Genomic DNA, 13,808 nt, shown 5'->3' on the forward strand with positions numbered 1-13,808 from the left:
GCTCCGGCCGCGCGCACCGGCACCCCCGAAAGTGCCTAAATGGTGATGCGGCGAGCCGCTTGGGCGCGTTACGGTGCCCGCGTGACATTGATCGTCTCTCCGCCGCCCGCCCGCTAGCGGGCGGCGTCCTCCGGTGAGCCGGGCCCGGGCGGCCCGGCCGGTGGCTCCTGCCCGCGTACGGGAATCGGGCCCACCTCACTGGAGAGACGTCGATGAACCATGCTCCAGCCCTGTCCGTACGGCAGGGCCTCGTCTACGTGTCCACCGCCGCGATCGCCTGGGGAACCGGGGGACCGGCGGGGGCGTTGCTGCACGGCGCGGGACAGCTGAGTCCCGTCGCCGTGTCGTTCTGGCGCTTCGCCTGCGGCGCGGTGCTCCTGCTCGCCGTCGCCCGCAGCCGCCCCTCCTGGCGGGCGGTGCTGCTCGTCGGCCCCGCGATGGCAATCTGCCAGGCCGCCTACTTCGCGGCGATCGCCCAGGCCGGGGTCGCGGTCGCCACGATGATCACGATGGGCGCGACCCCGCTCCTGGTGGCGGCCGGTGGCCGGGTCTTCCTGGGCGAACCGCTGCGCCGCACCGGCCTCGGGTGCGCCGCGCTCGCCGTCTGCGGCCTCGCCATGCTCGTGGGAGGGGCGGACGCGGTCACTCCGGCCGGCGCCGGCTACTCGCTGCTGTCGGCGGCGGCCTACTCCCTCGTCACCCTCACGACCCGCCGGATGCCCGCCGACGGCGTGGCCGTGTGGGGGTTCGCCGGGGGCGCGGCCTGCCTGCTCCCGCTCGCCGCCGCCGGAGGGCTCCTGCCCGCCGGGCACGCCGTGACCAACGTGCTGCTGCTCGGCTACCTGGCGGCCGTGCCGACGGCCCTCGCGTACGGGCTGTTCTTCGCGGGGCTGCGCGTCGTGGGCGGCACCACGGCGTCGGTCCTGTCCCTGATCGAACCGCTCGTCGCCGCCGTCATCGGCGTCGTGCTGCTCGGGGAGCGCGTGTCCGCCGTACAGGCTGGTGGCGCGGTCGTGCTCCTGTGCGCCCTCGCCTGGCTCGCCCGCGGTGAGCTGCGCGGCGAACCGGCGGGAGCGTCACAGCAGGGCGAAGCGAGCTGTTAGCGATACCATCTCGTGAGTGGTACGAATACGCGGTCACCAGGCGGAACGTGTTTCGCAAGGCTCGTGACGCAACAGTGGTCATGTCAGTATTGACAGGGCTCGCTGTTACCGCAAACACTCAGGAAACCTGACGAACGAGCGGGGACGCGGCGGATGACGAAAGTCCGGCCTGGAGAGAAGCCGGCCGAACGCCCCAGGGCGGCGGTCATGGAGGACGTCGCGGAGCTGGCGGGGGTGTCGGCGATGACGGTGTCGAGAGTGCTGAACGCCCCGGAGAAGGTGCGCCCGGAGACCCGCGCGCGTGTTCTCGCGGCGGTCCGCGAGCTGGACTACCGGCCCAATTCGGCGGCGCGGGTCCTGGTGACCGGCCGCTCGGGCGTGCTGGGGGTCGTCTGCTTCGACACCACGTTGTACGGCCCGGCCTCCACGTTGTTCGGCATCGAGCAGGCGGCCAGGGACAGCGACTACCTCGTCAGCATCGCCAGCCTGCCCGCGCTCAACCGCAGGTGGATCACCAGGGGGATCGACCGTCTGCGGTCCCAGTCGGTGGACGGCGTCATCGTCGTCGCGCCGCACGAGTCGGCCGCCGAGGGGCTGCGGAATCTTCCCCCGGGGCTCCCGGTGGTCGACGTCGGCGGGGGATCGGACCTGCCGGTGCCGGTGGCGGCGGTGGACCAGTGCGCCGGCGCCGCCCGCGCCACCCGCCACCTGCTCAGTCTCGGTCACCGCACGGTGTGGCACCTGTCGGGCCCGCCCAACTGGATCGACGCGAACGGCCGGGTGGCAGGCTGGCGGTCGGCGCTGGAGGCGGAGGGCAGAGAGGTTCCCGAGCCGCTGGTCGGCGACTGGACCGCCCACTCCGGTTACGAGATCGGCAAGCGGCTCGCCCGCGAGCCCGACGTGACGGCGATCTTCGTGGCCAACGACCACATGGCGATGGGCGTGCTGCGGGCCCTGCGGGAGGCGGGCCGGCGGGTTCCCGAGGACGTGAGCGTCGTCGGGTTCGACGACGTCCCCGAGGCGGCCTACTTCTGGCCGCCCCTGACGACCGTACGGCAGAACTTCGGCGAGGTCGGACGGCAGGCGTTCCAGCTCCTGCTGGACCGCATCGCGGGCGCGGAAGGCGAGGCGAGACGCATGGTGGAACCCGAACTCGTGGTGAGGGAGAGCACCGGCGTGAGCCCCTGAGAGCTTCCGCCCGGCTCGCGAGCGAGCCGGGCGGAAAACCGCGTCCCGCCGGTCTAGGCCCCCGGCGGGACGCGTGGAACACGCCTTCCTCCGGATATCCCATTAGCGGGCTGTCGGCTGGACCGCCCGCTGCGGTGATCGGACACAGCGAGGAACGGCGGCAGGCGTGGACACGCCTGCCGCCGCTCGCGGGTGGAGGCCGCCGGGTGGCGGGTCCTACGGCTTCACCTGCGGGTCCTACGGCTTCACCTGCAGGGTGAGGGTGGTGGTCGAGGGCCGGAAGCGGGCGTCACCGGAGTAGGAGACGGTGAGCTCGTGCGTGCCGGCCGGCAGGTCGAGGCCGAGCTCGGTCTTGCCCTGGCCGCCCGGGTTGAGCGTGCCTTCACCGAGGATGGTCGCGCCCTCGGACACGGTCACCTCGCCGGTCGCGCCCTTCGGGCTGACGCTGTAGTGAACCTGGACCTTCTTGCCCTGCTTCACCTGCTTGGGCGAGGCGTGGGCGGTGACGGTGGTGTCGGCCCGTGTGTCTTCACCGAGGCGGATGAACGTCACCGAGTGGGCGGGGAAGTCGTAGGTGAACGACTCGGAGAAGCCGCTCACCTCCCGCTCGACGGGGGCGATCTTCGTGGGCTCGGTGAGCGAGTTCACGGCGGCGGGGTCACCGGTGAGCGAGGTGACGACGGCCTTCGGGGCGATCTTGGCGTTGCCGAGGCCGACCGTGCTGCGCACGGCGGTGTCCTGGACGTTGACGGCCTTGATCACGACGTCGCCGGTGTCGCTGTCCTTCGAGACCACCTGGTAGAGCGGCTCGACGGAGGCGTTGTCGATGAAGTCGTTGATTTTCTGGCCGTCCAGCCAGGTGGTGATGCGCCGCCCGGCGACCTGAATCTTGATCGTGTAGTCGCGGCCGGTCTGGACGGTCGTGCCGGAGGTCGCGATCGACGACTTGGCGCCGTTGGTGGCCTTCTCGATGGCCGACTGGGTGTTGTTCCAGCCGCCGATGTTCCACCAGTAGAAGTCGCCGGTGTCCTTCGCGCCGAACATCACCAGGAAGCCCTCGGCGCCGCCGGTCTTGCGGGCCGTGACCTCCAGTGTGTAGTTGGACCAGTCCGCCGAGCCGGCTGTGGACCGGGCGTCGGTCACGTTGGCCGTCTGGACGTACGCGCCGTCCTGCACGCCCCACGTCCCCTGACCGGGAGTCCACTTGCCCGCGCCGTTCGAGAAGTCGTCGCTGAACAGAACCGTGCCGTCGGCTCCGGTCACCTTGACGTCGTCGTAGCGGACCTGGGTGCTCCAGGAGCCGAGGCCGATGGCGCCCTTGATGTCGTCCACCGGCAGGGGGCTCGCCTTGTACGTGCTCGGCAACACGGTGTCGCCCACGTTGCGGGAGAACATGCGCTGCACGTAGTAGCTGGGCGAGCCGTACACCTGGTCGTTGTCGAACCAGATGAGGTCCGGCGTCCAGTTGACGTAGTCGACGTTGGACAGCAGCGGCGCGTACGACGCGAGCTCGACGACGTCGGAGTTGCGCTCGATGCCGGTCAGGTACGACGCCTCGGTCAGCGCGTTCCAGTACGTGTTGCCCTTCGAGGCGTACTCCCCGACGAACACGTGCGGGCCGTTGCGGTCGTAGGTGTCGTAGCGGTGGTTGTTGGCCAGGAACCAGCTCGGGTCGTTGTAGTAGTGCTCGTCGACCAGGTCGGCCTTCTGGTCACGCGCGAACTGCCACATGCGGTCGAACCAGGCGCCCTGGGAGGTCTGGCCGGAGTTCGAGAGGATCTTGATGTCCGGGTACTCGGCCCGGATCGCGTTCGCGAACTTGGGATAGTTCGTGAAGAACTCGTTGTAGATCTCCTCGTTGCCGAGGCCGATGTACTTCAGGCCGAACGGCTTGGGGTGTCCCATGGCCGCCCGCTTGGAGCCCCAGGTGGAGTCGGCCGGGCCGTTGGCGAACTCGATGAGGTCGAGCGTGTCCTGAACCCAGCGCCGCAGCTTGGCCTCGTCGGTCAGCGGCCGATTCTCGTTGCAGCCGTTGACGCCCACCGACAGGACCGGCAGCGCCTCGGCGCCCAGGTCCTCGGCGAACTGGAAGTACTCGTAGTAGCCGATGCCGTACGTCTGGTTGTAGCCCCAGAAGTTGAAGTTGGTCGGTCGCTCCTCGACCGGGCCGAGCGTCTCCTTCCACTGGTAGATGCGGCGCCGGTCCTGGTTGAGCGAGTACGGGTCGTAGGTGCCGACGTTGGTCACGCAGCCGCCGGGGAAGCGCAGGAAGCGCGGCTTGAGCGCCGCGATCGTCTCGGCGAGGTCCTTGCGCATGCCGTTCGGGCGGCCCTTGAAGGTGTCCTTCGGGAACAGCGAGATCATGTCGAGGTCGACCCGGCCGGCACCGCCGGCCAGCACGACCAGGCGTGCCGCGTCGCTGGTCCCGCTCGCGGTGATCGTCGCGGTGTACTTCTTCCACTCGGCCGACTGCGCGTCGATCGTGGCGGTGCCGTACACCTTCGAGCCGTCGGCGTTCTCGATCGTCGCGGTGATCGGGCCGCCACTGGTGCGCCGGGCGAACAGCGACAGGTCGTACTCCTTGCCGGCCTGCACGGCGATGCCTCTGTTGAAGCCGGCGTTGCGCACGCCGACGCCGGTGCCGGGTGTGGCGATGTCGAGCCGCAGGAAGTTGCGGTTGTTGCTGTTCAGCGGCTGGTCGCCGGTGACCGCGGCCGTACCGGTCGCGCCCCCGCGCTCGACCTTGGTCCACGCGGTCAGGCCGTTGTAGCTCCGGTTGTCGACGGAGTCGAACTCGAAGGACCGGTTCTGTACGAGCTCGGCGTACAGGCCGCCGTCGGCCGCGTGGTTGATGTCCTCGTAGAAGATGCCGTACAGGTTGGGGCCGACCTTGGTGCCGGCCGCGGTGGTGTCCACCTTGAGTTCGCCGACGTCCTCGGCGTAACCCTCGACCTGGAATTTCGTTCCCTGTGCCGCTGAGTCCTGGGCCGTGGCGACGAGCGTGCCGTCGCGCACCGCGACCTGCTTGCCCCCGGCGGACAGGTACACCTTGCCGCCGCCCGCGTCACGCAGCTGGAACGCTCCGGCCGCGGAGCCGAGGCGCAGCGTGGAGTCGCCGGCGACGCGCAGGTAGCCCTTGCCGTTCAGGTCCTCGAGCGTCACCGTGCCGTCGCCCTTGTCCTGGGCCGTGAGCGCGAGGCTCGTCATGCCCTGGGCGCCGGAGGCGGCGACCCGCCCGTCCTCGGCAACCGACAGGTACGGCGTGGCGCCGGCCGCGCGCAGCGTGAACGGCCCGGACGGCACGACCGTCCTGCCCTCGGCCGTCTTGACGGCGAAGTAGTCGAAGTCGGCCGTGACGGGCGTGCCGTTCTGCGCGGACAGCGCGAACAGGCCGACCTGCTTGACGTCGAGCGTGGCGGTTACTTTGGACGCCTGCACCCAACCGGAGCCGTCCCAGTAGGCGCTGGTGAACTCGTTCCCCGACCTGGTCAGCTTCAGGATCTCCCCGGTCGAGCCGGGGCGGCTCGCGAACGCCGCGGTGAAGGCGGCCTTGACCTCGGTGTCGGTCTCGATCACGTTGCCGCCGGAAGATCCGACGTGGGCGAGGCCGGTGCGGACGTAGTTGTCCCAGTCCTGCCAGGCGAAGATGCCGGCGCTCTGGTAGTCGAGCGCCACCGGGGCGCTGAACTTCGTGACGACTTCGAAGTCCCCGGCGGGGACGTCCATGAGGAAGATGTTCTTTGCCGAGTTGTCGGTCTGGTAGGTGTCGCCTTTCAGCGAGTGGAGTCGCAGGCTGCCGGGCTGCTCGCGCAGCGACCACTGCGTGTCGTCGGGGTTGAGAACCTGCCAGTCGGGACCGAGCGCGGCGGCGTCGAACTGGTCGACGGCCGCGCCCGCGGGAACCGGGTCGGCGGTTTCGGCCTGAGCGGGCGTGGTGAAGAGCACGCCGCTCACCGTGCCACTCAACAGGGCCGCCGATAAGGCCAGTGACCAGGCCTTTCTGATCATATGGGGGGCTCCTCCGCGAATCTGTTAGCGCTAACATTGCCGGGTGATCGCATAGTGAGCGCTAACAAGCTGGATTCGGCCCCCAGTTAAGAGCCCTATGGCATGTCCGTCAATAGGAGGTTAACGCGATGTTTCGGTGTGACCGGACCGTAACCGGCCGCCTCCTTGACGGGAGGTCGTGTTAACGCTCACAGTCTTCCCAAGCAGTTGAGAGGAGCGCCAGTGAGACCGAACGTCGACCGCCGCCCGCCCGTCATGGCCGACGTGGCCAGGCTGGCCGGGGTGTCGCACCAGACGGTCTCGCGGGTGCTCAACGACCATCCGAACGTCCGCGCCGAGACCCGCACCCGGGTCATGCGGGCCATCGACCAGCTCGGTTACCGCCGCAACCTCGTCGCCCGGGCACTGGTCACCAAGCACTCGCGCACGCTGGGCGTGGTCAGCTTCGACACGACGCTGTACGGCCCCGCGAGCACGGTATACGGAATCGAACAGGCCGCGAGGGACGCGGGCTACTTCGTCAGCATCGTGAGCCTGCGAACCATCGACAGGGCCGGTGTGAACGACGCGATCGGCTACCTCGCCGAGCAGGGGGTGGACGGCATCGTCGTCGTCGCCCCGCAGCGTTCGGCGGCCCGGGCGCTCGACGACCTGCCGGCGGGCATGCCCGCCGTGGCCGTCGAGGGCTGGCATCAGGGCGACGTCTCCGTGGTCAGCGTCGACCAGGTCGAGGGCGCCAGGCTGGCGACCTCGCACCTGCTCGACCTCGGACACGAGACCGTCTGGCATGTCAGCGGCCCGGCCGACTGGTTGGAGGCCGAGGGCCGGATCGAGGGCTGGCGCGGGGTCCTGACCGCCGCGGGCCGGCCCGTCCCCGGCTCGTTGACCGGCGACTGGAGCCCGCGCTCGGGTTACCGGGCCGGCAAGCAGCTCGCCGCCATGGCCGGCGACGTCACCGCGGTGTTCGTCGCCAACGACCAGATGGCGCTCGGGCTCCTGCGCGCGTTCACGGAGGAGGGGGTGAAGGTCCCCGAGCAGATCAGCATCGTGGGCTTCGACGACATCCCTGAGTCGGAGTTCTTCTCCCCGCCGCTCACCACCATCAGACAGGACTTCGGGGCCGTCGGCAGGCGCAGCATCGACGTGCTGCTCAGGCAGATCGAGTCGGGCGAGCCGCTCCCCCATGAGCGTCTCGTCGTGCCTCCCCAGTTCGTGTTCAGGGGAAGCACAGCCGCGCGCTAGCCGTACGGAGACAACGAATGATCAGCGCTGCGCCCACCTGAGGTGTTAGCGCTAACAGAAATGAAAGGATCCCACAGTGTTGAAGAGGATCTCGGCACTGATCCTGGCCGGCGCCACGGCCCTGACGATGGCCGGTTGCGGTAGCAGCGACGACGGCTCGACGACGGCCGGTGGCTCGGCCGGCGGCTCGTCCGGTGGCGACGACAAGATCGTAATGGGCTTCGCCCAGGTCGGCGCGGAGAGTGGCTGGCGTACCGCCAACACCAAGGACATCCAGGAGTCGGCCAAGACCGCCGGCGTCGAGCTGAAGTTCTCCGACGCTCAGCAGAAGCAGGAGAACCAGATCAAGGCCATCCGCTCCTACATCCAGCAGAAGGTCGACGTGATCGCCTTCTCGCCGGTGGTGGAGTCGGGCTGGGACACCGTCCTCAAGGAGGCGCAGAACGCGAAGATCCCGGTCATCCTCACCGACCGGGCCGTGGACTCCAAGGACACCAGCCTGTACAAAACCTTCCTCGGGTCCGACTTCGTCGAGGAGGGCAAGAAGGCCGGCCAGTGGCTGGTGGACCAGTACAAGGACAGCAAGGACGAGGTGAACATCGTCCAGCTTGAGGGCACCACCGGCTCCGCGCCCGCCAACGACCGCAAGTCCGGTTTCCAGGAGATCATCTCCGCCGATCCGAAGTTCAAGATCATCGCTTCGCAGAGCGGCGACTTCACCCGCGCCAAGGGCAAGGAGGTCATGGAGGCCTTCCTCAAGTCCAACCCCAAGATCGACGTGCTGTACGCGCACAACGACGACATGGGCCTCGGCGCCATCGAGGCGATCGAGGGTGCGGGCAAGGTGCCTGGTAAGGACATCAAGATCATCACGGTCGACGCGGTCCACGACGGCATGCAGGCCCTCGCCGACGGCAAGATCAACTACATCGTCGAGTGCTCCCCGCTGCTCGGCACCCAGCTCATGGACCTCGCCAAGAAGGTCGTCAAGGGTGAGCAGGTGCCCCAGCGGGTGGTGACCGAGGAGACCACCTTCACCCAGGAGCAGGCCAAGGAGGCCCTGCCCAACCGCAAGTACTGATCGGGTTCCGGGCCGTCCCCACGCGGGGACGGCCCTTCCCCGCGAGGACAAGTCACGAGAATCGCGCGATCTTGAGGGGTGCGCCGCCGATCTGGACTGAGGAGTGCGCGGGAGCGAAGCGACCAAGCGCGACGAGGGAGGCGTTCGAATGCGCGCCTCCGGCACGACCAGGCGGAAGTGAGCGCCCCGACGGTGAGCGGGAAACAGGACCGAGCGATCTTGAGGGGTGCGCCGCCGATCTGGACTGAGGAGTGCGCGGGAGCGAAGCGACCAAGCGCGACGAGGGAAGACGGCGGAAGTGAGCGCCCCGATGGTGAGCGGGAAACACAGAGCAGAGAGGGGCGCCGCATGGCCGCACCCGCGCCGATCCTGCGGATGAGCGGGATCGGCAAGCAGTTCCCCGGCGTGAAGGCACTGGACGGCGTCGACTTCCGGCTGCTGCCGGGCGAGGTCCACGCGCTGATGGGGGAGAACGGCGCCGGTAAGTCGACCCTGATCAAGGTGCTGACCGGCGTGTACGACATCGACGCCGGCGAGATCGAGCTGGAGGGCAGGCGCGTCGTCTTCCACAGCCCGCTCGCCGCCCAGCAGGCGGGCATCAGCACCGTCTACCAAGAGGTCAACCTCTGCACCAACCTGTCGGTGGCGGAGAACATCTTCATCGGCCGCGAGCCGCGCCGTTTCGGCCGGATCCAGTGGCAGAAGATGCGCCGCCGGGCGGCGGAGATCCTCGCCCGCCTCGAACTCGACCTCGACGTGTCGGCCCCTCTGTCGTCGTACTCGCTGGCGATCCAGCAGATGGTGGCGATCGCACGCGCGGTGGACATCGACGCGAAGGTGCTCATCCTCGACGAGCCGACCTCCAGCCTCGACGCCGGGGAGGTCGCCCAGCTCTTCCGGGTGATGCGCCGGCTCAAGGATCAGGGCATCGCGATCCTGTTCGTCTCGCACTTCCTCGACCAGATCTACGAGATCTCCGACCGGATGACGATCCTGCGCAACGGCAAGCTCGTGGGGGAGTACCTCACCAGTGAGCTGAGCCAGGTCGAGCTGGTCGGCAAGATGATCGGCCGTGAGCTGGCCGACCTGGAGAAGCTGGAGGGCCGCCCGCCGGCCCGCGAGGCCGCGCCGCTGGTGGAGGCCGCCGAGCTGGGCCGCTCCGGGGCGATCGAGCCGTTCACGCTCACCATCCACGAGGGCGAGGTCGTCGGCCTGGCCGGACTGCTCGGCTCGGGCCGTACGGAGATCGCCCGGCTGCTGTTCGGGGCCGACCACGCGGGCACGGGCACGTTGAAGATCGGCGGTGAGCAGGTCAGCTTGCGCACGCCCCGAGCCGCGGTCTCCCGGAAGCTGGCCTTCTGCTCGGAGAACCGGCGGGCGGAGGGGCTCGTCCCCGACCTCACCGTCCGCGAGAACCTCATCCTCGCCCTGCAGGCCGCGCGCGGCTGGACCCGGCCGATCCCGCGGCGCAAGCAGGACGAGCTGGTCGACAAGTACATCGCCGCGCTGAACATCCGCCCGGCCAACCCCGACCAGCTCATCAGGAATCTCAGCGGCGGCAACCAGCAGAAGGTGCTGCTGGCCCGCTGGCTCATCCTGGAGCCCCGCCTGCTCATCCTCGACGAGCCGACCCGCGGCATCGACGTCGGCGCCAAGGCCGAGATCCAGCGCCTGGTCGCCGAGCTCTCCGACGGCGGGATGGCCGTGCTGTTCATCTCCGCCGAACTGGAGGAGGTGCTGCGGCTCAGCCACAAGGTCGGCGTGCTGCGCGACCGCAAGCTGGTCGCCCAGATCGACAACGACGAACGCCTGACCACCGACAGCCTGACGGAGACGATCGCGAGCGGAGCTCGGTCATGAGAGGGTTCCTCAAACATCGCCTGTTCTGGCCCTTGGTGATCCTGGTCGCGCTGCTGGCGCTGAACCTGTTCTTCACCGACAACTTCTTCAAGGTCCAGATGAAGGACGGGCACCTCTACGGCAGCCTGATCGACATCGTCCGGTTCGGCGCTCCGCTGATCCTGGTGTCGCTCGGCATGACGCTCGTCATCGCCACCAGCGGCATCGACCTGTCGGTCGGTTCCGTCGTGGCGATCGCCGGAGCCCTGGCCTGTTTGCGCATCAGCGATCTGTCGGACCAGAACTCGGTGGCCGGCGTGCTCGGGGCCGTGGGCCTCGCGCTCGTGCTGTCGGTGGTCCTCGGCGCGTGGAACGGCTTCCTCGTCGCGGGCATCGGGATCCAGCCGATCATCGCGACGCTGATCCTGATGGTCGCCGGGCGCGGTCTGGCGCAGCTCATCACCGACGGCCAGATCACCACGGTGAACAGCTCGCCGTACAAGCTGATCGGCGGTGGTTACTGGCTGACGCTGCCGTTCGGCATCATCATCGTGGCGGTGGTCCTCGCCCTCACCGCGTTCCTCACCCGGCGGCTGGCGCTGGGCCTGCTGATCGAGTCCGTCGGCGGCAACGCCGAGGCGAGCCGGCTGGCCGGCATCAGCGCCCGCGGCGTGCTGATCACGGTCTACACCTTCTGCGGGCTCTGCGCCGGCATCGCGGGCCTGATGATCAGCTCGAACGTCTCCAGCGCCGACGGCAACAACGCCGGTTTGTGGATCGAGCTGGACGCCATCCTCGCCGTCGTCATCGGAGGCACCTCGCTGGCCGGCGGCCGGTTCTCCCTGAGCGGCACCGTGCTGGGCGCCCTCATCATCCAGACGCTGACCACCACGATCTACTCGATCGGCGTTCCGCCGGAGACCACGCTGCTGTTCAAGGCGCTCGTGGTGACCGTGGTCTGCCTGATCCAGTCCCCGGCCTTCCGCGCGAAGGTCTTCCAACGCCGCATGCGCACGGTCGAGGCGCGCCCGGCGACCGAAGAGAAGGTGAGGGTCTCGGCGTGACGAGCATCACCGGCCTGCCGGGCCTGCATCGCACGGTCCCGCAGAAGTACATCCCGGTCCTGGTGACCGCGGGCCTGTTCGTGGCGATGTTCGTGGCGGGAGGCATCCGCTACGAGAACTTCGCGACCGGGCAGATCATCCTCAACGTCTTCATCGACAACGCCTTCCTGCTGGTGGTCGCGGTCGGGATGACGTTCGTCATTCTCACCGGCGGCATCGACCTGTCGGTCGGGTCCGTCGTCGCGCTCTCCACCATGGTCGCGGCGAGTCTGCTGAGGGACGGCTGGCCGGCGCTGGGGGTCATCGTCCTGGTGCTGGTGATCGGCGCGGTGCTGGGCCTGGGCATGGGCGCGATCATTCACTACTTCGAGATCCAGCCGTTCATCGTCACGCTGGCCGGAATGTTCCTCGCGCGCGGCCTGTGCTACACGATCAGCACCGACTCGATCCCGATCGAGAACGAGACGTTCACCGCGATCGCCCAGACGCGGGTCGGCCTCGGCGGCGACCTGTCGGTCTCCCCGAGCGCGCTGATCGCCGTCGTGGTCGTGCTGATCGCGGCGTTCGTGCTGCACTACACCCGGCTCGGCCGCAGCGTCTACGCGACCGGCGGCAGCGAGCAGTCGGCCCTCCTGATGGGCCTTTCGGTGGCCCGCACGAAGATCGCCGTCTACACGATCAGCGGCTTCTGCTCCGCCCTCGGCGGCCTGCTGTTCGCCTTCTACTCCCTGTCGGGCTACGGGCTCGGGGCCGTCGGCATGGAACTGGACGCGATCGCGGCGGTCGTCATCGGCGGCACGCTCCTCACGGGCGGCAGCGGCTATCTGCTCGGCACCGTGCTCGGCGTGCTCGTGCTCGGCCTGATTCAAACGATCATCAGTTTCGAGGGCACGCTGAGCTCGTGGTGGACCAAGATCTTCATTGGTGTGCTGCTGTTCGCCTTCATCCTGCTGCAACGGCTGTTCCTGGGCCGCTCACGCCGGTGAGCACCGCGACACACGGACGATACGTCTATAGATTTGGCAAAGGTGCAGGTCACACCAGTGAACTTTGAGTCGATTTGGTAGGTTCTGTGAACCCACTCCCTCCATCGGCAGCAGCCACACCCAGCTCTGCCGTGCCCTCACCAACAAGGAGAAGCGCATGAGATTGGCACGTATCGGGGGCGTGGTGTCCGCCATCGCGGTCGCCGTGACCATGACGGCCTGCGGCTCCAGCCAGAAGACGGTGGATGCCCAGGCCTCGGCGTCCACCGCCGCCGGCAACGCCGGCGCCCTGATCGGCGTCACCATGCCGACGAAGTCGTCCGAGCGTTGGATTCACGACGGCGACAACGTCAAGCAGCAGCTCGAGAAGCTGGGCTACCAGGTCGACCTCCAGTACGCGGAGAACGACATCCCGACCCAGGCGAACCAGATCGAGAACCAGATCACCAAGGGCGCCAAGCTCCTGATCATCGCCTCGATCGACGGTACCGCGATCACCTCGCAGCTGCAGCAGGCCGCGGACAACAAGATCCCGGTCATCGCCTACGACCGGCTCATCCGCAACAGCCCGAACGTCGACTACTACGCCACCTTCGACAACTTCAAGGTCGGCGTGCAGCAGGCGACGTCGCTGCTGAAGGGCCTCGGCGTCGAGGACGGCAAGAAGGGCCCGTTCAACGTCGAACTGTTCGGCGGCTCGCCCGACGACAACAACGCGACCTTCTTCTGGAACGGCGCCATGTCGGTGCTGCAGCCGAAGATCGACGACGGCACGCTGGTGATCAAGAGCGGCCAGACGGACTTCAAGCAGGCCGCCATTCTGCGCTGGGACCCTGCCACCGCGCAGAAGCGCATGGAGGACATCCTCACCAAGACCTACACCGGCGACACCAAGGTCGACGGCGTGCTCTCCCCGTACGACGGGCTGTCCATCGGCATCCTGTCGGCGCTGAAGAGCTCCGGGTACGGCAAGCCGTACCCGGTCGTCACCGGCCAGGACGCCGAGCTTCAGTCGGTCAAGTCGATCATCGGCGACGAGCAGTACTCCACCATCTTCAAGGACACCCGCAACCTCGCGGAGCAGACCGTGAAGATGGCCGACGCGGTGCTGAAGGGCGAGAAGCCCGAGGTGAACAACGAGAAGGACTACAACAACGGCGTCAAGGTCGTCCCGTCGTACCTGCTGGACCCGGTGATCGTGGACAAGGGCAACTACAAGGATGTCCTCGTCGGCAGCAACTACTACACCGAGGACCAGCTCAAGTAGGGGATCAGGGCCCGGAGAGGCGTCTTTCCG

The 13,808-nt window shown here is 68.3% G+C and carries 9 protein-coding genes; 8 read left to right on the top strand and 1 reads right to left on the bottom strand.

Annotated elements, in window-relative coordinates:
• Positions 1-212 precede the first annotated feature (212 nt).
• Positions 213-1,103 carry a DMT family transporter gene (locus tag ACWEQG_RS30645; RefSeq protein ID WP_452290019.1) on the top strand — a complete coding sequence of 297 codons (891 nt, stop codon included), beginning with the start codon at positions 213-215 and terminating at the stop codon, positions 1,101-1,103.
• A gap of 153 nt (positions 1,104-1,256) precedes the next feature.
• The gene (locus tag ACWEQG_RS30650; protein ID WP_452290021.1) at positions 1,257-2,291 is read left to right on the top strand and encodes a LacI family DNA-binding transcriptional regulator; all 1,035 of its coding nucleotides are present in this window, start codon (positions 1,257-1,259) and stop codon (positions 2,289-2,291) included.
• A 237-nt stretch (positions 2,292-2,528) separates the two neighbouring features.
• Here the strand turns inward: ACWEQG_RS30650 and ACWEQG_RS30655 are convergent, their stop codons facing one another.
• Positions 2,529-6,299: an alpha-L-arabinofuranosidase C-terminal domain-containing protein gene (locus tag ACWEQG_RS30655; RefSeq protein WP_452290023.1), complete on the bottom strand. Its 3,771-nt coding sequence runs from the start codon at positions 6,297-6,299 to the stop codon at positions 2,529-2,531.
• A 255-nt stretch (positions 6,300-6,554) separates the two neighbouring features.
• Between ACWEQG_RS30655 and ACWEQG_RS30660 the strand changes: the two genes are divergently transcribed.
• From ACWEQG_RS30660 to chvE, 6 genes are all read left to right on the top strand, one after another.
• Positions 6,555-7,541, top strand: coding sequence for a LacI family DNA-binding transcriptional regulator (locus ACWEQG_RS30660; RefSeq protein ID WP_452290297.1), 987 nt, complete (start codon positions 6,555-6,557; stop codon positions 7,539-7,541).
• 76 nt (positions 7,542-7,617) lie between these two features.
• Complete coding sequence (locus tag ACWEQG_RS30665; RefSeq protein WP_363463234.1) at positions 7,618-8,622, top strand: ABC transporter substrate-binding protein; 1,005 nt, start codon at positions 7,618-7,620, stop codon at positions 8,620-8,622.
• Between the two features lie 348 nt (positions 8,623-8,970).
• The gene (locus tag ACWEQG_RS30670) at positions 8,971-10,482 is read left to right on the top strand and encodes a sugar ABC transporter ATP-binding protein (protein ID WP_363463235.1); all 1,512 of its coding nucleotides are present in this window, start codon (positions 8,971-8,973) and stop codon (positions 10,480-10,482) included.
• Positions 10,479-11,525, top strand: coding sequence for an ABC transporter permease (locus tag ACWEQG_RS30675; protein WP_452290025.1), 1,047 nt, complete (start codon positions 10,479-10,481; stop codon positions 11,523-11,525). The genes ACWEQG_RS30670 and ACWEQG_RS30675 overlap by 4 nt, the downstream gene beginning before the upstream one ends.
• A complete protein-coding gene (gene yjfF, locus ACWEQG_RS30680; protein WP_452290027.1) occupies positions 11,522-12,511 on the top strand; it encodes a galactofuranose ABC transporter, permease protein YjfF in 990 nt (329 codons plus the stop codon). Before ACWEQG_RS30675 ends, yjfF begins: the two co-directional genes overlap by 4 nt.
• A 157-nt stretch (positions 12,512-12,668) precedes the next feature.
• Positions 12,669-13,778, top strand: coding sequence for a multiple monosaccharide ABC transporter substrate-binding protein (gene chvE / locus ACWEQG_RS30685; RefSeq protein WP_452290029.1), 1,110 nt, complete (start codon positions 12,669-12,671; stop codon positions 13,776-13,778).
• Positions 13,779-13,808 lie beyond the last annotated feature (30 nt).

Source organism: Microbispora sp. NPDC004025 (assembly GCF_053604425.1).

Coding starts and splice junctions, on each gene's coding strand:
- ACWEQG_RS30675 (WP_452290025.1), top strand. CDS start 10,479: ATGAGAGGGTTCCTCAAACATCGCCTGTTCTGGCCCTTGGTGATCCTG.
- ACWEQG_RS30655 (WP_452290023.1), bottom strand. CDS start 6,299: ATGATCAGAAAGGCCTGGTCACTGGCCTTATCGGCGGCCCTGTTGAGT.
- ACWEQG_RS30650 (WP_452290021.1), top strand. CDS start 1,257: ATGACGAAAGTCCGGCCTGGAGAGAAGCCGGCCGAACGCCCCAGGGCG.
- ACWEQG_RS30645 (WP_452290019.1), top strand. CDS start 213: ATGAACCATGCTCCAGCCCTGTCCGTACGGCAGGGCCTCGTCTACGTG.
- chvE (WP_452290029.1), top strand. CDS start 12,669: ATGAGATTGGCACGTATCGGGGGCGTGGTGTCCGCCATCGCGGTCGCC.
- ACWEQG_RS30670 (WP_363463235.1), top strand. CDS start 8,971: ATGGCCGCACCCGCGCCGATCCTGCGGATGAGCGGGATCGGCAAGCAG.
- ACWEQG_RS30660 (WP_452290297.1), top strand. CDS start 6,555: ATGGCCGACGTGGCCAGGCTGGCCGGGGTGTCGCACCAGACGGTCTCG.